The following is an 18,282-nucleotide window of genomic DNA, read 5'->3' on the forward strand; positions in this document are numbered from 1 at the left end:
GTCCCCCTTGAGAGCGGATCTGGTGCGTAGGTGTGTGGGTGGTGGGGTGTCCGGCGGCCGGGCGCCGGCGGCGCGGTGTCAGTGGCGGCCGGAGCGGCCGAGGCCGGCGCGCGGGGCGGGTGCCGGCTTCTCCCCCGGCGGCGGTGAGCCCTCGGCGTTCGCCTCCGGCTCCGCCCGCTCGCTCTCCCGCTGCTTCTCCTGCTGCGCGGCCATGAGTGAGAGCCGGACGAGCCTGGCCTCGCAGTGGTCGAGCCAGCGCGCCTCGGCCTCGGTCTGGAAGATGAGCTGTTCGAGGACGAGCAGCCACGCCACGTCGTCGCGGTTGTCCGGTGACACGTCGGTGGCCTGGGCCTTGAGCCGGGTGTAGTCCTGCATCGCCTGCACGGTGTGGTGGCGCTGCGACTGGATCACCTCCCGGATGTCGATCCCGGGTGCGCCGACGGCCATCGCGAGTTTGATGGCCAGCTCGTCGCGCGGCGGACTGCGCCGGTCGACCGGTGAGCGGAACCAGTTGCGCAGCTCCTCGCGGCCGGCGTCCGTGATCACGTAGAGCGCGTGGCCGGCGTCGTCCTCACCGTCCTGGACGACCATGCCGTCGCGCTCCAGACGGCTGAGGGTCGTGTAGACCTGGCCGACGTTCAGCGGCCAGGTGGCTCCGGTGCGGGACTCGAACTCCGTACGGAGCTGAGAGCCGTAGCGCGGTCCGGGTTCGAGGAGGGCGAGTAGCCCGTGGCGGATCGACATACTCAGTATGTATACCGAGTATGGCCTCGACGGCAAGGGCCCTGAGGGGGACCTCACGCGTCAGTCGTAAGGAGGAGGTAGGGGCAACGCGAGATGGACGGGAGCCTTGAAGTCGCAGCTCGGACGGGGTGTGCGGGGCCTCGGACGGGCCCTCGTCATCAGTGCCGGCGCAGCCGCAGGCCGAGAAAGCCGATGCCGAGCCCCATGAGCGCGATCCCGATACCGAGGGTCAGTGCCGGGACGGCGCGGGCGACCGGCTGGGGCAGGGCCTGGTCGTTCCGCTCCTGGGCGTTGGTGTCCCGAGGGGGTGTACGGAGCGGGAAGGGCACGTCCGTCGGGGCTCCGAAGTCGTCCGACGGGGCCTCGTCGTCATCTCCCTCGTCCCCGTCCGGGCTCTCCCGCTCACGCTCGTGTTCCGTCTTCGGGTCGTTCTCCTCGCCGCTGCTCTCGCCGCTCTCCGGCTCGTCGGACGGGGACGCGGGACGGTCCGGAGAGGGCGAAGCGGAACCGGACGACAGTCCTCCGCTCGCACTCGGCAGCGTCGGCAGTTCCGGCAGCGTCGGGAGTACGTCCAGGGACGGGGCGAAGGCCCCCGGCGACGAGGCCCCGGCACTCGCGGTCGTCCGCCCCGGCCGCGGCCTCCCCTGCCCGGCCTGATTCCCGGCCAGCGACGAGGACGCGCTCGGGGAGGGCGGCGGGGCGGCACGCGGGGATTCGCGCTCCTCGGCGTACGCGGGGGCCGCGGCCGACAACAGGGTGGCGACCGCGACCACGACCATGAGCGCGCGGAAGGAACGGGGCCGTGCGTGGAGCCGTGACATCACCTACTCAGCGTCACATGCGGTGACAGGAGCGGCATCTCGGCTCTGCGTCATTCGGCGCGAGGTTGACGCCCGGGCGCCGGGCGGCCGAATGCCCGGCACACGCGACCGTGTGCCGGGCGGGCTTCGCGAAACAGAGGGCCGGATCCGTGTGCCGGACGGCTCGGATTTTAGTAGTACGGGTTGGCGATGGAGTTGTCGCCGCAGGACCGGATCACGTCGTTGCCCTCCATCACGAACGCCTCGATGTAGGCGTACTTGATGCCGAGGGAGTCGGTGGCCGTCGTGTTCCAGGTGTGTGAGGCGCCCTTGCCGCCGTACTCGTGATGCAGCATCCAGAGGTGTGACGCGCCCGATCCCCGCACCGTCTGCAGCTGGATCGCCACGTGGTGGCCGTCGGCGGCGGTGTCCGTGATCTTGAGGACGACGCTGTTGAGCCGGGTCCGGCTCGCGAAGACCCAGGAGCCACTGCCTGAGGCACCCGTGACGCTGCACGAGGCGCCCACGGCACTCGCCGTCGCGCCCGCCGGTGACGCGGCGGCGGGGACGACGATGACGGCGGCTGCCGCGGCGGCGACAACAAGGCTGGACAGTCTTTTGCGCATGGTGATCCCCCGGTGGTGAGTTGTTGTGTGCATGCTAGCTCACAGGGGGTGCGCGGCCGACTGCTTATTGTCACGCCGGGCGGTTCGCGCCGGGCGGGTGATCAACCGGCCTTGCCGGTGGAGATCTTCAGCTCGAATTCCTGGTCCTTGGGCAGGACAGCCGCGCCCTGACGCGGGTACTGCTCGATGACGATGCCCTCGGCCTGGGTGCCGTCGTCCACTTCCTTGACCTCGGCCCACGTCCAGCCCGCGGCTGTCAGACAGTCCTTCACGGAGAGGATGTCCTTGTAACGCAGGTCGGGTGCCTGGACCTTTGTCGGATCCACCCCGTCCTCCGAGGCGTCCGAGCACTTGTCCGGCTCAATCGTCCGATAGCGCTCCGGCGGCCGGTGGCCGGCCACCGACGAGCCCGTGGGCTTGGCGTCCGGGTCCTTTTTGTCGTCGCCGCCCTGGCTGAGCGCGAAGGTGAGGCCGCCGATCGCGGCGATCGCCACCACGATCGAACCGACGATCACCGGCAGGTTCCGCCTGCCGCCGCCGTTGCCGCCGCCGTGGCCCCCCTGACCGCCGTGCCCCGAACCCATCTGCTGCTGCGGTGACATCGAGTACGTGGGCGCCGGGGTCGGGTAGCCCTGGTTGTGCTGCGGCGGGTAGCCGTACGTAGGAGGCGGCGTCTGCATCGGCGTCGGGGTGGGCGGGCCGTACGCGCCCGGCTGGTAGGGCGTCTGCACGCCCCCCTGGGGCGCCGGCGTTCCCTGGTCCACCGGCGGGAAGACCGCCGAGCCCACACCCGCGCCGCTCGACGACGGGGCGCCCTGCACGATCACCGGCGCCCCGGTGTGCCCCTGCGGGAGGACCCGCGCGCACTCGTCGCGCATCGCGGCGGCGCTCGGGAACCGCTCGTTCGGGTTCTTCTTCAACGCCCGCGCCACGAGCGCGTCCATCGCGGGAGTGATGGACCGGTTGATGGAGGAGGGCGCGACGGGCTCCTCCTGCACATGCGCGTACGCGATCGCCAGCGGCGAGTCCGCCTCGAAGGGCAGCCGGCCCGTCAGCAGTTGGAAGAGCATGATGCCGACCGAGTACAGGTCGGAGCGGGCGTCGACGCCGCGCCCCAGCGCCTGCTCGGGAGAGAGGTACTGCGGTGTGCCGACGACCATGCCGGTCTGCGTCATCGACGTGACGCCGGACTGCATGGCCCGCGCGATGCCGAAGTCCATCACCTTGACGACGCCGCGCTTGGTCATCATCACGTTGCCGGGCTTGATGTCGCGGTGGACCAGTCCCATCTCGTGGCTGGTCTCCAGCGCGGCCAGCACGTCCGCCGTCACCTTCAGCGCGCGGTCGGCCGGCATCGCGCCGTAACTCTGGATGTCCGACTGGAGCGCGGAGCCGAGCGGCTGCCCCTCCACGTACTCCATGACGATGTACGGCATGAGCGAGCCGTCCAGCTCGTCCTCACCCGTGTCGAAGACCGAGACGATGTTCGTGTGCGACAGCTTCGCGACGGCCTGGGCCTCACGCCGGAAGCGCTCGCGGAAGGACTGCTCACGGCCGAGCTCGGTGTGGAGCGTCTTGATGGCGACCTGCCGGTCGAGCGCCGCGTCGTACGCGAGGTAGACGGACGCCATGCCGCCCTCGCCGAGCAGGTCACGAAGCTGGTACCTGCCGCCTGCGACCGAACCGCCCGCGTAGCGGCCCTGTGCGCCGTCGTGGCTCATGACTGTGCTTCCCCCTCGGCGCGGCGACGCGGTGATCCAGTGCTTCGCGCTGATCCGTACTCACGCGATCCGGTGATCCCGTGATCCCGTATTTACGGCCAAGTCTGCCGCAGGGCAGTGACACGTCAAGCCAGGTGCCCGTTCCGTGACCCTACGCACAACAAGCGTCTCGGAAGCGTTACAGGAAAAGCATGGAATTTGCGCGGCCGGAGCTGTAGCGGGTTTGATGGCCGGTCCATCTCCAATTGGCGTGTCGCACCGAGGCTGTAGCGTGACCGGCACAGCACCACCGCAGGAATCACCCCGACTCCTGCGAGCGCTTCTTCATCCATCCCAGGTACCACCGCGTCCCCGCGCACGCGGGCGGCACGCGGACAGAAACGACGGCGAGGACTGATGGCACCCGAACCCGAAGCAGGCGGCGGCGGAGTGCCTGATGCCGCTGACTCATGGGGCGTCGGCGGGCTGGTCGGAGACGGCCGCTACCGGATGACGTACCGCCTCGGCCGGGGCGGTATGGCGGAGGTGTACGCGGCGGAGGACGTCCGGCTCGGCCGTACCGTGGCCGTCAAGCTGCTGCGGTCCGACCTCGCCGAGGACCCGGTCTCCAAGGCCCGCTTCACCCGCGAGGCCCAGTCGGTGGCCGGGCTGAACCACCATGCCGTGGTGGCGGTGTACGACTCCGGTGAGGATGTCGTGGGCGGCCAGACCGTTCCGTACATCGTCATGGAGCTCGTCGAGGGCCGCACGATCCGCGATCTGCTGCTCAACGCCGAGGCGCCGCCGCCGGAGCAGGCGCTGATCATCGTCTCCGGTGTCCTCGAGGCCCTCGCCTACTCGCACCAGCACGGCATCGTGCACCGCGACATCAAGCCCGCGAACGTGATCATCACGGACGGCGGCGCGGTCAAGGTCATGGACTTCGGCATCGCGCGTGCCCTGCACGGCGCGCAGTCGACGATGACCCAGACCGGCATGGTCATGGGCACGCCGCAGTACCTCTCCCCCGAGCAGGCGCTGGGCAAGGCCGTCGACCACCGCTCCGACCTGTACGCGACGGGCTGTCTGCTCTACGAACTCCTGTCGCTGCGGCCGCCGTTCACCGGTGAGACACCGCTCTCCGTCGTGTACCAGCACGTCCAGGACATCCCCGTCCCGCCGTCCGAGGTCTCGGACGTCGTGCCGCCGGAGCTGGACGGGCTGGTCATGCGCTCCCTCGCGAAGGACCCGGACGACCGGTTCCAGAGCGCCGAGGAGATGCGCGGCCTCGTCCAGTACGGCATGCAGATGCTCCAGCAGCAGGGCAGCCACACGGGCACGTGGAACACGGGCCCCGTCGACATGCACGAGGGCGGCAGCACCCCGGCGATGGGCGTCGCCGCGACGACAGCGCTCGGCCACCCGCCGCACGGCGACACCGCGCAGCGCCCGCTGCTGCCGCCGCAGAATCCGAACGACGGCGGTTACGACGGCGGTCACCACGGCAACGGGGGCGGGGGCCGCGGCAAGATGTGGCTGTTCGCCCTGCTCGCGGTCGTCGCGATCGTCCTCGGCGCCGCGTACGCCGTACAGAACATGGGCGGCACGGGCGACGACAACAAGCAGGACCCGAAGACCGAGCAGAGCCGGACCGGCGAGCCGACCGACAAGCCGTCGAAGACGGAGGAGGACTCCACTCCCTCCGAGGACACGGACGACTCGACGGGCGGCAACCAGCAGCCGGAGTACCCGCCGGACGACACCCCGACCGATGAGCCGACCCCGTCGGACAGCCCGTCGGACACCCCGTCGTCACCGGACCCCGGCGACGACGAGGGGACGACGGAGGGCGACGACGAGGGCCCGACCGGCGACCCGTCCTCGCCCCCGGACACGGGGACGGCGGACGGCGGCGCGGCCGAGGGCGGCACCAACGAGGGCGCCACGGGAACGCCGGGCGGCGGAGCCGCCGGTGATCCCGGTGGCGGCGACCCCGAGGGCGTGATCGGGGGGTAGGCACCCACGACGGGTCGCGGGTCACCCCGCGAACGCCTCGCGCACCTCCTCGTACCTCCGCGTCCACCAGACCGCCAGGGCCGACACCGCAGGGAACTGCGGGTCGGCCCTTCGGTCGTTCAACTGGTAGCGCCAGCGCAGTATCCAGAAGTCGTTGAGCCGCTCCCACCACACCCGGTGCACGGCGGCGGCCAGTTCGCGGGGGTCCGCCCCGGTCGTCAGCCGGTACGCCCGCGCGTACGCCCGCACCTTCACCAGGTCCAGCTCTCCCGACGGCCGTACGAAGAAGATCGCCGCCGCCCGGACCGCCTCCTCGGCGCGGGGCTGGACGGCCAGCCGGTCCCAGTCGACGATCGCGGCGGGGTCCGTGCCCCGGTAGAGCACGTTCAGCGGGTGGAAGTCGCCGTGCACCCACCCCGTGGCCGTCTCGGCGCCCGGGGGCGGCTGGTGGTGCGCGTTGAGCTCCAGCAGCGTGCGGCGTTCCAGCAGCCGGTGTTCGGCGAGCGAGTCGAAGCCGTCGCCCGGGGTGCGCCCGCGGGCGAGGGCCAGTAACTCGTCGATGAGCGCGAAGGTGTCGGCGGGGACCGCGCTGGCGTAGACGCCGTCACCGGCCGCGTCGTGCGGGCTGCCTTGCGCGCCGATGCGTGCGCCGAGGCGCGTGCCGTCGCGTGTGCCTCCGTGGCCGAGGCGGTCCGCCACCGGCTTCATGACCTGCTCCAGACAGGTGTGTACGACGCCGAGGAGCGAGCCGAGCTGCCACGAGGCGGCGGGTGTCAGATGGGCGCCGGTGCGGTGCCGGCCGTCGACCCAGGGGTGCAGGGCGTAGCAGTGCCCGCCGACGACGGCGACGGTGCCGCCCTCGGTGTCCCGGACGGGCGGTACGACGGGTACACCCAGGGCCTGGAGCCGCCGGGTGACGCGGTGCTGGCGGGCGATGGACTCGCGGTCGCCGTCGAGGTGGTGCTTGAGGAAGTAGGTGCCGTGGGTGGTGGTGAGCCGGTAGCCACGGTTCAGCAGCCCCTGGGCGAGGGGCCGGCAGGCCATGGGCTCGCCGACATGGTCGTAGCGTCGGAGCAGTTCACCGAGGGGCAGGCAGCCGAAGGAGGGATCGATCAGGGGCGGGTCGGTCGCGACAGAGGGCATCGTCGCTGTCATTGCATATGAGCGCGGCACCCTTCAAATGATAGATCACGCAGCGTGGCTGTTATGTCGCCGTCCGTTCGCGGCCTCGCTCGCGGCCGCGGCCGGCTCGGTCCCGTATTCGAGGATGTGCACGGTCGCGAACTGCGGCGTCAGACGCATGTAGACCGGCTCGAACGGTTCACCGTCCACGTGGTGCGGACCCGGTCCGAACAGCTCCAGCTGGTCCTCCGTCGGCCTGACCATGTTCGCGGTGCCGGTGAACTGGACCGCCCAGAGGTCGGGCCCGCCCGAGTGGAAGTTGTCGGCGCCGTACGCGACGACGCTGCCGCTGCACGCCTGGTGGTAGCCCATCCCGCGGTGCATCCGCAGGACGACGCGGTCGTCCGCGACGATGTGCCGGGCGGGGGCCACGAACGGCATCGCCCGCATGCTCGTGGCGACCCGCCCGTACCGGACCCGGGTGAGCAGCTCGATCGCGCGCAGATCATCGGTGGACATGCTGTCCACTCTCTGTCACCGATCGTCCACGAAACAGAGGAGCCCGCCCCGGATCGGCAAGGACCTTCGTCCTCAGCGGATCCTTGGAAAAGCCGGTCGGGGTCGGGCCTTTCGACAGGTTTCGGAGCCGCTCAGCAGGATTTCAGCACCGGTCGGCCGAATCTCAGCGCTGCTCGGCCTGGATTCTCGCCACGTAGGCGGCGGCCTGCGACCGCCGCTCCATCCCCAGCTTGGACAGCAGACTGGACACGTAGTTCTTGATCGTCTTCTCGGCGAGGTTCAGCCGCTCGCCGATCGCCCGGTTGGTCATGCCCTCGCCGATGAGATCCAGGATCCTGCGTTCCTGTTCGGTGAGGCCGGCGAGCCTGTCGTCACCCTTGGGGGTGTTGCCCTCGCGGAGCCGCTGGAGCACCCGCGCCGTCGCGACCGGGTCCAGCAGTGACCGGCCGGCGGCCACGTCCCGTACGGCGGTGAGCAGTTCGTCGCCCCGGATCGCCTTGAGCACGTAACCGGAGGCACCTGCCATGATCGCGTCGAACAGCGCCTCGTCGTCGGAGAAAGAGGTGAGCATCAGGCACTTGATGCTCTCGTCCTTTGAGCGGATCTCGCGGCAGACCTCCACGCCGCTGCCGTCCGGCAGCCGTACGTCCAGCACCGCCACATCGGGCCGGGTCGCCGGGATCCTGGTCAGCGCGTCGGCGGCGGTACCCGCCTCGCCCACGACCTCGATGTCCTCCTCGACGGCGAGCAGTTCATGGACGCCCCGCCGGACCACCTCGTGGTCGTCCAGAAGAAATACGGTGATTTTTCCCTTTTCAGGCACAGGATCAGTCAAACACACTTCCCCCTATCCCCGTCGTGGGCGGCCGGGATAACGTGCCGTTGTTCCGGCGGCCTGCAAGGCTGTGACCAGTGATTGTTCCCCGACCTGCTCGGTTTACTTGGAAATCCAAGTAAAATCGCAGGTCAGTAGGGGTTTCGCAGGAATGCGACCCACTGGGTAACGTGCCTGTGACAGGGCGCTCGCCGGGGCACCTGTCACGCCTGTCCCGGTCGAGTCGCACCCACCCCGTGCACGCGTCCGGAAGCAGGCGAGCCGCACTGGTTCCCGGCGGATCCCGGGGACCGGACCGACGGAGGAGCACGCACGTGACCGTGGAGAGCACTGCCGCCGCGCGAAAGCCGCGACGTAGCAGCGGCACCAAGCGCGCCGGCGCCAAGACGGCGCCGCAGCCGAAGGCTTCCGAGCCCCAGCTCGTACAGCTGCTGACGCCCGAGGGCGAACGCGTCAAGAACGACGAGTACGACGGCTACGTAGCCGACATCACCCCCGAATCCCTGCGCGGGCTGTACCGCGACATGGTCCTGACGCGTCGTTTCGACGCCGAGGCCACGTCCCTCCAGCGCCAGGGCGAGCTGGGCCTGTGGGCCTCGCTGCTCGGCCAGGAGGCCGCCCAGATCGGCTCCGGACGCGCGCTGCGCGACGACGACTACGTCTTCCCGACCTACCGGGAGCACGGCGTCGCCTGGTGCCGCGGCGTCGACCCGACGAACCTGCTCGGGATGTTCCGCGGTGTGAACCACGGCGGCTGGGACCCGAAGACCAACAACTTCCACCTGTACACGATCGTCATCGGCTCGCAGACGCTGCACGCCACCGGCTACGCGATGGGCGTGGCCAAGGACGGCGCGGACTCGGCCGTCATCGCCTACTTCGGCGACGGCGCCTCCAGCCAGGGCGATGTCGCCGAGTCGTTCACCTTCTCGGCGGTCTACAACGCGCCGGTGGTGTTCTTCTGCCAGAACAACCAGTGGGCCATCTCGGAGCCGACCGAGAAGCAGATGCGCGTGCCGCTCTACCAGCGCGCGCAGGGCTTCGGCTTCCCCGGCGTCCGGGTCGACGGCAACGACGTACTGGCCTGTCTGGCCGTGACACGCGCCGCGCTGGAGCGCGCCCGCACCGGCCAGGGGCCGATGCTCGTCGAGGCGTTCACCTACCGCATGGGCGCGCACACCACGTCCGACGACCCGACGAAGTACCGGGCGGACGAGGAGCGCGAGGCGTGGGAGGCGAAGGACCCGATCCTGCGGCTGCGCGCGTATCTGGAGCGGGAGTCGGCCGCCGACGAGGCGTTCTTCACCGCCCTGGAGGAGGAGAGCGAGGCGCTCGGCAGGCGGGTGCGTGAGGCGGTACGGGCGATGCCCGACCCGGACCACATGGCGATCTTCGACCATGTCTACGCGGACGGGCACGCGCTGGTGGACGAGGAGCGGGCGCAGTTCGCGGCGTATCAGGCGTCGTTCGCCGACGGCGCGGGCGCCGCTGAGGAGGGCAAGTAGCCATGGCCGTACAGAAGCTTCCCCTCGCGAAGGCGATCAACGAATCGCTGCGCGTCGCCCTCGACACCGACCCCAAGGTCCTGATCATGGGCGAGGACGTCGGCAAGCTCGGCGGTGTCTTCCGGGTCACCGACGGTCTGCAGAAGGACTTCGGCGAGGACCGGGTCATCGACACCCCGCTCGCCGAGTCGGGCATCGTCGGTACGGCGATCGGCCTCGCGCTGCGCGGCTACCGGCCGGTCGTGGAGATCCAGTTCGACGGCTTCGTCTTCCCCGCGTACGACCAGATCGTCACGCAGCTCGCGAAGATGCACGCCCGCGCGCTCGGCAAGGTCAAGATGCCGGTCGTCGTCCGCATCCCGTACGGCGGCGGCATCGGCGCGGTCGAGCACCACTCGGAGTCGCCCGAGGCGCTGTTCGCGCACGTGGCGGGGTTGAAGATCGTCTCCCCGTCCACGTCGGCGGACGCCTACTGGATGATGCAGCAGGCCATCCAGAGCGACGACCCGGTCATCTTCTTCGAGCCCAAGCGGCGCTACTGGGACAAGAGCGAGGTCGACACGGAGGCCATCCCGGGCCCGCTGCACAAGGCGCGGGTCAGCCGTACCGGCACGGACCTCACGCTCGCGGCGTACGGCCCGATGGTGAAGGTCTGTCTGGAGGCGGCGGCGGCCGCGGCCGAGGAGGGCAAGTCGGTGGAGGTGCTCGATCTCCGCTCGATGTCCCCGATCGACTTCGACACGATCCAGGCGTCGGTGGAGAAGACGGGCAGGCTGGTCGTGGTCCACGAGGCGCCGGTGTTCTACGGCTCCGGCGCGGAGATCGCCGCCCGGATCACGGAGCGCTCCTTCTACCACCTGGAGGCTCCGGTGCTGAGGGTGGGCGGATTCCACGCCCCGTATCCGCCGGCGCGCCTGGAGGAGGAGTATCTTCCGGGCCTGGACCGGGTACTCGACGCCGTCGACCGCTCGCTCGGGTACTGAGGAGTGCCGTGACCATGACTGCTGACACTTCTGCTCGCTATCGAGAGTTCAAGATGCCCGACGTGGGCGAAGGGCTCACCGAGGCCGAGATCCTCAAGTGGTACGTACAGCCGGGCGACACCGTCGTCGACGGCCAGGTGGTGTGCGAGGTCGAGACGGCGAAGGCGGCCGTCGAACTGCCCATCCCCTACGACGGGGTGGTGCACGCGCTGCGCTTCGACGAGGGCACGACCGTCGACGTCGGCGCGTCGATCATCACGGTGGACGTGGCGCCGGGGAGCGACGCCCCGGCCGCGGCTCCCGTCGCTCCTGCCGCCGCTCCCGCGGAGCCGGTCGGCGGGGCCGACGACGCCGCCGAGCCGAAGGGGCGCCAGCCGGTGCTCGTCGGTTACGGCGTCTCGGAGTCGTCCACGAAGCGGCGTCCGCGCAGGGGGGCCGCGGTCCCCGGGCAGGGCGCGGCGGCCCTGGCGGGTGCGGCGATCCAGGCGGAGATGAACGGCCACGCGGCGCCGGCGCCGGTCGCCGAGGCGCTGACGCGCCCGCTGGCCAAGCCGCCGGTGCGCAAGCTCGCCAAGGACCTGGGGGTGGACCTGGCGACGATCACGCCGACGGGTCCGGACGGGATCATCACGCGCGAGGACGTGCACGCGGCGACGGCGGCCCCCGCCGTTCCCGAGGCGCCGGAAGAGCCCGCGACCGCTCCGGCGGCCGTGGCCCCTGCCCCGCCTGTCGCGGTGGCCGGCGGCCGGGAGACCCGTATCCCCGTCAAGGGCGTACGGAAGGCGACGGCGGCGGCGATGGTGGGCAGCGCGTTCACCGCGCCGCACGTCACGGAGTTCGTGACGGTCGACGTCACGCGCACGATGAAGCTGGTCGATGAGCTCAAGTCCGACAAGGACATGGCGGGTGTACGGGTCAACCCGCTGCTGCTCATCGCGAAGGCGCTCCTGGTGGCCATCAAGCGCCACCCCGAGGTCAACGCGACCTGGGACGAGGCCGCCCAGGAGATCGTGCTCAAGCACTACGTCAACCTGGGCATCGCGGCGGCGACCCCGCGCGGTCTGCTCGTCCCGAACATCAAGGACGCGCACGACCAGACCCTGCCCCAACTCGCCCAGTCGCTGAGTGAGCTGGTGGCCACGGCGCGCGAGGGCAAGACGACCCCGGCGGCCATGCAGGGCGGCACGGTGACCATCACGAACGTCGGCGTCTTCGGCGTCGACACGGGCACGCCGATCCTCAACCCGGGCGAGTCGGCGATCCTGGCGGTCGGCGCGATCAAGCTCCAGCCGTGGGTCCACAAGGGCAAGGTGAAGCCCCGCCAGGTCACCACGCTGGCGCTGTCGTTCGACCACCGGCTGGTCGACGGCGAACTGGGCTCCAAGGTGCTGGCGGACGTCGCGGCGGTGCTGGAACAGCCGAAGAGGCTGATCACCTGGGGCTGATGGCTCACGCGACGACCGGAAGGGTCGCAACTCCGCGCGGAGTTGCGACCCTTCCGCTTCCGTACGCCCCTGCTGGTCACGGAGCGAAGCGGGTATGCCTGATTCAGTGACCGACCGCAGTCGGGCCGGTCGGAGAACGGGGGGAGACGCTCATGGGCGAGCACGGTGACGGCAAGGGTGGAACAGAGGGGGACCGGAAGCAGACACCGAAGGAGTCGGACGGTCGGTGGACCAGGCCCGCTCCGCCGAAGAAGTGACCGAGGGCTACGCGCGGTTGCCGGCCCGTCTGACCGCGCCCGGCGCGCCGGCAGAGGGATGGAGGGGTGCGTTCGAGCGCGCCCCGCGTGCGGAGTTCGTGCCGGAGGCCGTATGGGCGCCGGACGAGGAATCCCCGACCGGCCACCGGCGCATCACCCGGGTGCCGAGCCCGAGACGTGGTGGGCGCTGGTCGACGCGGACGAGGTGGTCGTCACGCAACTGGACGACGGCGCCCACGACGGCCCCGGCGTCCCCACGTCCTCCGCCTCCCAGCCTTCGCTGGTGGCCTCGATGCTCAGGCATCTCGATGTCGTCAACGGCGCGCGAGTCCTCGACATCGGTACGGGCACGGGCTGGACAAGTGCCCTGCTGGCGGCCCGACCTTACGAGGCGTGGGACGCGCCGGACGCGGTATGCCAGTGGGGCACCCGCCGCCTCTGGGACGAGATCACGGCGGCCCATGGGTGGTGGGAATCCCACGGCCGCCCGCCCCTGACCCGCTTCGGCCTGACGGTGACCCCTCACGGCGGCCAGACCCCCTGGCTGGACACCCCGTCGAACCTGGTGGCACGTCCCCGATCGGTCGCGGAGTAGCCGGGGGGCGTTCAGGCCCCGCGGCGTTGGCGGGCTGCTTCGTACAGGGTCACCGTCGCCGCGTTCGAGGCGTTCAGGGAGCTTGCCGAGCCCGACATCGGGATACTCAGCACGTGGTCGCACAACTCGCGCCAGCCCGTGCTCAGTCCGGTCGTCTCGTTGCCGATGAGCAGCAACACCGGCTGGGTGAGGTCGAATCGGTCGACGTCGGCCTCACCGCGCTCGTCCGTGCCGACGACCGCGACCGGTCGTCCTGCCGCACGCTCCTCCGCCAGCCACTTCGCCACCTCGTGGTGCGACGGGCTGCGGACGACCGGGAGTGCGAACAGGGAGCCGGTGGTGGCGCGTACGGCCTTGGGGTCGTAGACGTCCGCCGCGTGGCCGGTGACGATCAGCCCGTCCGCGCCGAAGGCGTCGGCGGAGCGGATGATGCTGCCGATGTTGCCGGGCTGGGTGGGACGGTCGAACAGCACGCCCAGGAAGTCGTCATGGACGGGAATCCGGCTCAGGTCGTCCGGCCGCATCTCGACCACTGCCAGGACCTCGGGCGCGCCGTCGGTGCGTTCGCCCAGTTCGGCGAGGAGTTCGGGGGCCATCGCGACACGGTCCGTCGTGATCCCGCGCAGCAACTCCTCGGCCCACCGCGAGAGGGGGCGGCTCGCGTCGTACAGCAGGGCGCGCACGTTCCATCCGTGCTCGACGGCCATCGTGATGGGCCGCACGCCCTGGACGAGGAACTCTCCCTGGCGCTTGCGCTTGTTGCGGTTGGCGAGCAGCGCGTGCCACTGCTGGAAGCGGGCGTTGCGGGTCGTGATCCGCTGACCGGCCACCCGTCCTCCTTGTCGCGCTGCGATCCCTGACCGGGGAAGGCTACAGGGGGCGCTGGGCACGGTCCGTGGACGGGGACGCCCGGCAACCGCACCCCGGACGCAAAAGGCGCGGCCACCACGTGGTGGCCGCGCCCCTTACCGCATCCCGCAGGGGGGTCAGTCGCGCTCGGCACCAGCCGGGAGCTGGCGGAGCTTCATCGTCTTCGCCGCGGACGCGCCGGAGTAGTAGTCGAGCAGCTTCGCCGCGTCGGTGTAGCGGTCCGTGCCGTTCAGGATGACGCCGATGTGCGTCTTGCCGTTACGGGTGGCGGCGAAGATCAGGCAGGGCCCGGCGGCCGTGCCGGTGCCGGTCTTGACGCCGAACGCGCCCGAGTACGAGCCGAGCAGCTGGTTCGTGTTGTACCAGGTGTAGGTGCGGGTGCCGCCCGTGCTGGTCGTCGCCGTGGTCTTGTAGCTCGTGGCCTTGACGACCGTACGCAGCGTGGAGCTGTTCATCGCGTAGTCGGCGATCGTCGCCAGGTCGCGCGGGGTCGTGTAGTTGTCGCCGGCCTGCGAGATGCCGTCGAAGGAGTCGAACTTGGTGTTCTTCAGGCCCAGTTCGGTCGCCTTGGCGTTCATCTTCGAGATGAACGACTTCGTGCGCGCCGCGACCGTGGAGCCGGTGCCGATCGCGTCCGCGAGGGCGTACGCCGCGTCGCAGCCGGACGGGAGCATCAGGCCGTAGAGGAGCTGGCGGATCGTGACTTTGTCGCCGGTGCGGAGGTCCGCGGTGCTCGCGCCCTCGCGGACGACGTAGTCGCGGTACGTCTGCTTGATCGTGACCTGGCGGTTGAGGTCGATGCCCTTGGTGTTGAGCACGACGGCCGCGGTCATGATCTTGGTGGTGCTCGCCATCTGGCGGCGGATGTCCGCGTTCTTGCCGTACCGCTTGGCGCCGGTGGTGTCGTCCAGCAGGAAGGCACCCTTGGCCGAGAGCGTCGGCAGAGCGGCGGCAGCCGTCGGCGCGGACTCGGCCGCCATGGTCGTCGGGGCGACCAGGGCCGTGCCCGTCAGCATGGCGCCGGCGGTGAGGGCGACCACGGCGGTTCTACGCACGTTTCTGCGCACGCCCGGAAGACTGGTTATCAAAGGAACGCTCCGATGTCGCAAATGCGTTGGTTTGACGTGTAGTGGACTCCGTCTCGCAAAAATGAGGAGTCCACTGAAAGACGCGCGAACCGTCCGGAGGGATGCACGACACGCCCAAGAAAATTGTTGTTCGGCGTCGCTTCATGTTGTTCCGCGATGTGGACGGGACCCCCGTCGTATGCCTGTTGTATCTAAGCTGTGCACATGCCTGCCGCGCCCGCCGCCTCCTCCCCTGTCGCCCCCGTGAAACAGCCTCCCGCCGCCGACCGCGTCTACAGCCACATCAAGCAGGGTGTTCTCGACCGGCACTACCAGGGCGGGACCCTCCTCACGGAGGGGGAACTCGCCGAGGCCGTCGGGGTGTCACGCACCCCCGTGCGCGAGGCGCTGCTCAAGCTGGAGGTCGAGGGGCTGATCAAGCTCTATCCCAAGAAGGGCGCCCTCGTCCTCGCCGTCTCCGCGCAGGAGATCGCCGATGTCGTCGAAACGCGCCTGCTGGTCGAGGAGTTCACCGCCCGCAGGGCCGTCCCCGCCTCCGCGCGGCTCGTCGCGCGCCTGGAGGAGCTGCTGGAGGAGCAGCGCCGGCTCGCCGACGAGGGGGACCTCGCCGCCGTGGCCGTCACCGACCGCTGCTTCCACGCCGAGATCGTGCGCAACGCGGGCAACGAGATCCTGTCGAAGCTCTACGACCAGCTCAGGGACCGGCAGTTGAGGATGGGCGTCGCCGTCCTGGAGGCGCACCCCGAGCGCGTACGGACGAGCATCACCGAGCACGCCGAACTGCTCGAAGCCATCCGGGCCGGTGACGCGGAGGCCGCCGCGCGGTGCGTGCGCGCCCATGTCAGCCGCGTCAAGGTGCTCATCCGGGGTGAGGCCAGGTGAGTACGGGACCCTCGGGACCCCCCGGTCCTCCCGGACCCTCCGGACCGTCGGGGCGTGGCCCCGTCCTCTCGCTCCCCGGTGACCCGCCCGGCGGCCGGCGCGCCGTCGCCGTGTGGAGTGTCGGTGTCGCCGTCTACTTCGTCGCCGTCATCTTCCGTACGAGCCTCGGCGTCGCCGGGCTCGACGCCGCCGACCGCTTCGACGTCAACGCCTCCGCCCTCTCCACGTTCTCGATCCTCCAGCTCCTCGTCTACGCCGGGATGCAGATACCCGTCGGCCTCATGGTCGACCGGCTCGGCACCCGCAGGGTCCTCACCATCGGCGTGACGCTCTTCACCGTCGGCCAGCTCGGTTTCGCCCTCGCCCCCAGCTACGGCATGGCGCTCGCCGCCCGTGCGCTGCTCGGCTGCGGCGACGCGATGACCTTCATCGCCGTACTGCGTCTGGGCGCCCACTGGTTCCCGGCCCGCCAGGGGCCGCTGATAGCCCAGTTCACCGGGCTGTTCGGGATGGCGGGCAATCTGGTCTCCACGCTCGTCATCGCCCGGCTGCTGAGCGACCTCGGCTGGACCACGACGTTCGTCGGCAGTTCGATGGCCGGTGTCGTCGTCCTCCTACTGATGCTGTTCTTCCTCAAGGACCACCCCGAGGGCCATGAACCGCCGCCGTCCGAGCACGCCGGCGCGAGCTATGTACGCAGGCAGATAGCCGAGTCGTGGCGGGAGCCCGGCACCCGGCTGGGGCTCTGGGTGCACTTCACCACCCAGTTCCCCGCCATGGTGTTCCTGCTGCTGTGGGGCCTGCCGTTCCTCGTCGAGGCCCAGGGGCAGTCCCGGGCCACGGCGGGCGATCTGCTCACCCTGATCGTCCTCGTCAACATGGTGATCGGGCTCGTCTACGGGCAGATCATCGCCCGCCACCACGCCGCGAGGGCCCCGCTGGCCCTCGGCACGGTCGTCGTGACCGCGCTCGTGTGGGCGTCGACGCTCGCCCACCCCGGCCCCCACGCGCCGATGTGGCTGCTGATCACGCTCTGCGTCGTCCTCGGCGCGTGCGGGCCCGCCTCGATGATCGGCTTCGACTTCGCGCGGCCGGCGAACCCGCCGGCCCGTCAGGGCACCGCTTCCGGCATCGTCAACATGGGCGGTTTCGTGGCCTCGATGACGACGCTGTTCGCGGTCGGCGTGCTGCTCGACGCGACCGGCGGCAACTACCGCGTCGCGTTCTCCTCCGTCTTCGTCCTCGAAGCGCTCGGGATCGTACAGATCCTGCGGCTGAGGGCGCGCACGGCGCGGCGGGAGCGCGAACGGCTGGTGGCGAGCCGGGTGGAGGCCGTGCACGTACCCGCCTGAGCGCCGAGCCGCGTAAGGGGGCGGCGCTACTGCGTGACCGCGAACTCCCGCAGGATCGCCGCCGCCAGGTCCGTGTCCCCGTCCGTCTTGATGCGGTCCGGCACCGCGGCGGCCCGTACCCGCCCGCACGCCAGCCGGAAGTACGTCTCCCAGTCCAGCGCGAGCGTCACCGCGGGGCCGAGCGAGGGGGAGCCGTCTATCGTGCCGCGGCCGTCCGCGTCGACGCGGACGGTCCGCAGGAACTCGACGGGGCCGTGGACGTCGAAGACGATCGCCGTGTTCGGCGGCGCGCCCGCGTCCTTCGCGACGACCTTCGGGAGGGCTTCGAGGAGGACGTCGCGCGTGACGAGCGCGCCGGCCGAGTCGAGGTTGCCGGGCCGGCTCAGCGTCGTACGCAGATCCTGCTCGTGCACCCAGATGTCGAACGCGCGGTTGCGCATGGCCTGTTCGAGCGTCTGCTCGGTGCCGAGCGGGGCGCGGACCATGGCGTCGGGCGCGCGGTTCTCGTTCCGCAGCTGGCGGTTGCGGCGGATGATCGTGTATTCGAGCTCGGAGGTCATCTCCGGAGCGGTGTGGTGGCGCCGTACGTCCACCTGCATCTCCATGTAGCGGGAGATCTCGCTCTGCACGTGGTACAGGTCGCGCGGCAGCGTGTGGATTGGGCGCGGGTCCCCGAGCATTTCGCATTCGAGACCGATGACGTGCGAGACGATGTCCCGCACCGACCAGCCGGGGCACGGCGTGCGCCGGTTCCACTCGCCCTCGACGAGTGGCTGGACCAGCTCGGCTATGGCTTCAATGGAGTGGGACCAGGCATCGGCGTAGGTTTGAAGGCTGGGATGGACGGTCACGGGACCCCTCGACGGTTCTGCGGTTAGCGGGCTGGGCTGCTGGCTGCTGGCTGCGGGCTGTGGGCTGCGTGGGAGGTTCGAGAGCCTAAGTT

16 protein-coding genes and 1 pseudogene are annotated in these 18,282 nt (G+C 70.4%); 7 read left to right on the forward strand and 10 right to left on the reverse strand.

What is annotated here, in order from left to right:
- Positions 1–78: 78 nt before the first annotated feature.
- The 4 genes from SSPS47_RS17225 to SSPS47_RS17240 form a co-directional block, all read right to left on the reverse strand.
- Entirely contained in the window at positions 79–744 is a 666-nt protein-coding gene (locus SSPS47_RS17225) for a PadR family transcriptional regulator (protein ID WP_164251875.1), read from the reverse strand.
- Positions 745–902: 158 nt separating this feature from the next.
- Complete coding sequence (locus SSPS47_RS17230; RefSeq protein ID WP_239065284.1) at positions 903–1,565, reverse strand: hypothetical protein; 663 nt, start codon at positions 1,563–1,565, stop codon at positions 903–905.
- 170 nt (positions 1,566–1,735) lie between these two features.
- On the reverse strand, positions 1,736–2,203 hold the full coding sequence (locus tag SSPS47_RS17235) for a hypothetical protein (protein WP_164251877.1): 468 nt from the start codon (positions 2,201–2,203) through the stop codon (positions 1,736–1,738).
- Between the two features lie 68 nt (positions 2,204–2,271).
- Positions 2,272–3,891, reverse strand: coding sequence for a protein kinase (locus SSPS47_RS17240; protein ID WP_164251878.1), 1,620 nt, complete (start codon positions 3,889–3,891; stop codon positions 2,272–2,274).
- Between the two features lie 396 nt (positions 3,892–4,287).
- Between SSPS47_RS17240 and SSPS47_RS17245 the strand changes: the two genes are divergently transcribed.
- Positions 4,288–5,886, forward strand: coding sequence for a protein kinase (locus tag SSPS47_RS17245; protein ID WP_164251879.1), 1,599 nt, complete (start codon positions 4,288–4,290; stop codon positions 5,884–5,886).
- Positions 5,887–5,907: 21 nt separating this feature from the next.
- Here SSPS47_RS17245 and SSPS47_RS17250 read toward each other — a convergent pair whose 3' ends face one another.
- From SSPS47_RS17250 to SSPS47_RS17260, 3 genes are all read right to left on the reverse strand, one after another.
- Complete coding sequence (locus SSPS47_RS17250) at positions 5,908–7,029, reverse strand: phosphotransferase (RefSeq protein WP_164251880.1); 1,122 nt, start codon at positions 7,027–7,029, stop codon at positions 5,908–5,910.
- A gap of 45 nt (positions 7,030–7,074) precedes the next feature.
- Positions 7,075–7,527 carry a pyridoxamine 5'-phosphate oxidase family protein gene (locus SSPS47_RS17255; protein WP_164251881.1) on the reverse strand — a complete coding sequence of 151 codons (453 nt, stop codon included), beginning with the start codon at positions 7,525–7,527 and terminating at the stop codon, positions 7,075–7,077.
- Between the two features lie 163 nt (positions 7,528–7,690).
- Entirely contained in the window at positions 7,691–8,350 is a 660-nt protein-coding gene (locus tag SSPS47_RS17260; RefSeq protein ID WP_164251882.1) for a response regulator transcription factor, read from the reverse strand.
- 326 nt (positions 8,351–8,676) lie between these two features.
- On the opposite strand from SSPS47_RS17260, the gene pdhA reads away from it, so the two are divergent.
- The 4 genes and pseudogenes from pdhA to SSPS47_RS35460 all read left to right on the forward strand — a co-directional run.
- Entirely contained in the window at positions 8,677–9,867 is a 1,191-nt protein-coding gene (pdhA, locus tag SSPS47_RS17265; RefSeq protein ID WP_147873315.1) for a pyruvate dehydrogenase (acetyl-transferring) E1 component subunit alpha, read from the forward strand.
- A gap of 2 nt (positions 9,868–9,869) precedes the next feature.
- Positions 9,870–10,850 carry an alpha-ketoacid dehydrogenase subunit beta gene (locus SSPS47_RS17270; RefSeq protein WP_164251883.1) on the forward strand — a complete coding sequence of 327 codons (981 nt, stop codon included), beginning with the start codon at positions 9,870–9,872 and terminating at the stop codon, positions 10,848–10,850.
- Positions 10,851–10,864: 14 nt separating this feature from the next.
- The gene (locus SSPS47_RS17275) at positions 10,865–12,295 is read left to right on the forward strand and encodes a dihydrolipoamide acetyltransferase family protein (RefSeq protein WP_164251884.1); all 1,431 of its coding nucleotides are present in this window, start codon (positions 10,865–10,867) and stop codon (positions 12,293–12,295) included.
- A gap of 274 nt (positions 12,296–12,569) precedes the next feature.
- A pseudogene (locus SSPS47_RS35460) lies at positions 12,570–12,925 on the forward strand (protein-L-isoaspartate(D-aspartate) O-methyltransferase); the annotation flags it as partial.
- A 233-nt stretch (positions 12,926–13,158) separates the two neighbouring features.
- Here SSPS47_RS35460 and SSPS47_RS17285 read toward each other — a convergent pair.
- Entirely contained in the window at positions 13,159–13,977 is an 819-nt protein-coding gene (locus SSPS47_RS17285) for an RNA methyltransferase (protein ID WP_164251886.1), read from the reverse strand.
- A gap of 156 nt (positions 13,978–14,133) precedes the next feature.
- Positions 14,134–15,033, reverse strand: a complete 900-nt coding sequence (locus SSPS47_RS17290) for a serine hydrolase (protein WP_147873555.1) — start codon at positions 15,031–15,033, stop codon at positions 14,134–14,136.
- 276 nt (positions 15,034–15,309) lie between these two features.
- On the opposite strand from SSPS47_RS17290, the gene SSPS47_RS17295 reads away from it, so the two are divergent.
- Together SSPS47_RS17295 and SSPS47_RS17300 are read left to right on the forward strand one after the other, a co-directional pair.
- Positions 15,310–15,987: a GntR family transcriptional regulator gene (locus SSPS47_RS17295; RefSeq protein ID WP_164251887.1), complete on the forward strand. Its 678-nt coding sequence runs from the start codon at positions 15,310–15,312 to the stop codon at positions 15,985–15,987.
- A gap of 110 nt (positions 15,988–16,097) precedes the next feature.
- Positions 16,098–17,339 (forward strand): MFS transporter, encoded by a 1,242-nt coding sequence (locus tag SSPS47_RS17300; protein ID WP_239065285.1) that lies wholly within the window; start codon positions 16,098–16,100, stop codon positions 17,337–17,339.
- A gap of 26 nt (positions 17,340–17,365) precedes the next feature.
- Here SSPS47_RS17300 and SSPS47_RS17305 read toward each other — a convergent pair whose 3' ends face one another.
- Positions 17,366–18,190, reverse strand: a complete 825-nt coding sequence (locus SSPS47_RS17305; RefSeq protein WP_164251889.1) for a maleylpyruvate isomerase family mycothiol-dependent enzyme — start codon at positions 18,188–18,190, stop codon at positions 17,366–17,368.
- Between the last annotated feature and the right edge of the window lie 92 nt (positions 18,191–18,282).

The sequence above is a fragment of the Streptomyces sp. S4.7 genome (genome assembly GCF_010384365.1).
GTDB lineage: Bacteria > Actinomycetota > Actinomycetes > Streptomycetales > Streptomycetaceae > Streptomyces.

Coding starts and splice junctions, on each gene's coding strand:
- SSPS47_RS17225 (WP_164251875.1), bottom strand. CDS start 744: ATGTCGATCCGCCACGGGCTACTCGCCCTCCTCGAACCCGGACCGCGC.
- SSPS47_RS17230 (WP_239065284.1), bottom strand. CDS start 1,565: ATGTCACGGCTCCACGCACGGCCCCGTTCCTTCCGCGCGCTCATGGTC.
- SSPS47_RS17235 (WP_164251877.1), bottom strand. CDS start 2,203: ATGCACACAACAACTCACCACCGGGGGATCACCATGCGCAAAAGACTG.
- SSPS47_RS17240 (WP_164251878.1), bottom strand. CDS start 3,891: ATGAGCCACGACGGCGCACAGGGCCGCTACGCGGGCGGTTCGGTCGCA.
- SSPS47_RS17245 (WP_164251879.1), top strand. CDS start 4,288: ATGGCACCCGAACCCGAAGCAGGCGGCGGCGGAGTGCCTGATGCCGCT.
- SSPS47_RS17250 (WP_164251880.1), bottom strand. CDS start 7,029: ATGCCCTCTGTCGCGACCGACCCGCCCCTGATCGATCCCTCCTTCGGC.
- SSPS47_RS17255 (WP_164251881.1), bottom strand. CDS start 7,527: ATGTCCACCGATGATCTGCGCGCGATCGAGCTGCTCACCCGGGTCCGG.
- SSPS47_RS17270 (WP_164251883.1), top strand. CDS start 9,870: ATGGCCGTACAGAAGCTTCCCCTCGCGAAGGCGATCAACGAATCGCTG.
- SSPS47_RS17275 (WP_164251884.1), top strand. CDS start 10,865: ATGACTGCTGACACTTCTGCTCGCTATCGAGAGTTCAAGATGCCCGAC.
- SSPS47_RS17290 (WP_147873555.1), bottom strand. CDS start 15,033: ATGCTGACGGGCACGGCCCTGGTCGCCCCGACGACCATGGCGGCCGAG.
- SSPS47_RS17295 (WP_164251887.1), top strand. CDS start 15,310: ATGCCTGCCGCGCCCGCCGCCTCCTCCCCTGTCGCCCCCGTGAAACAG.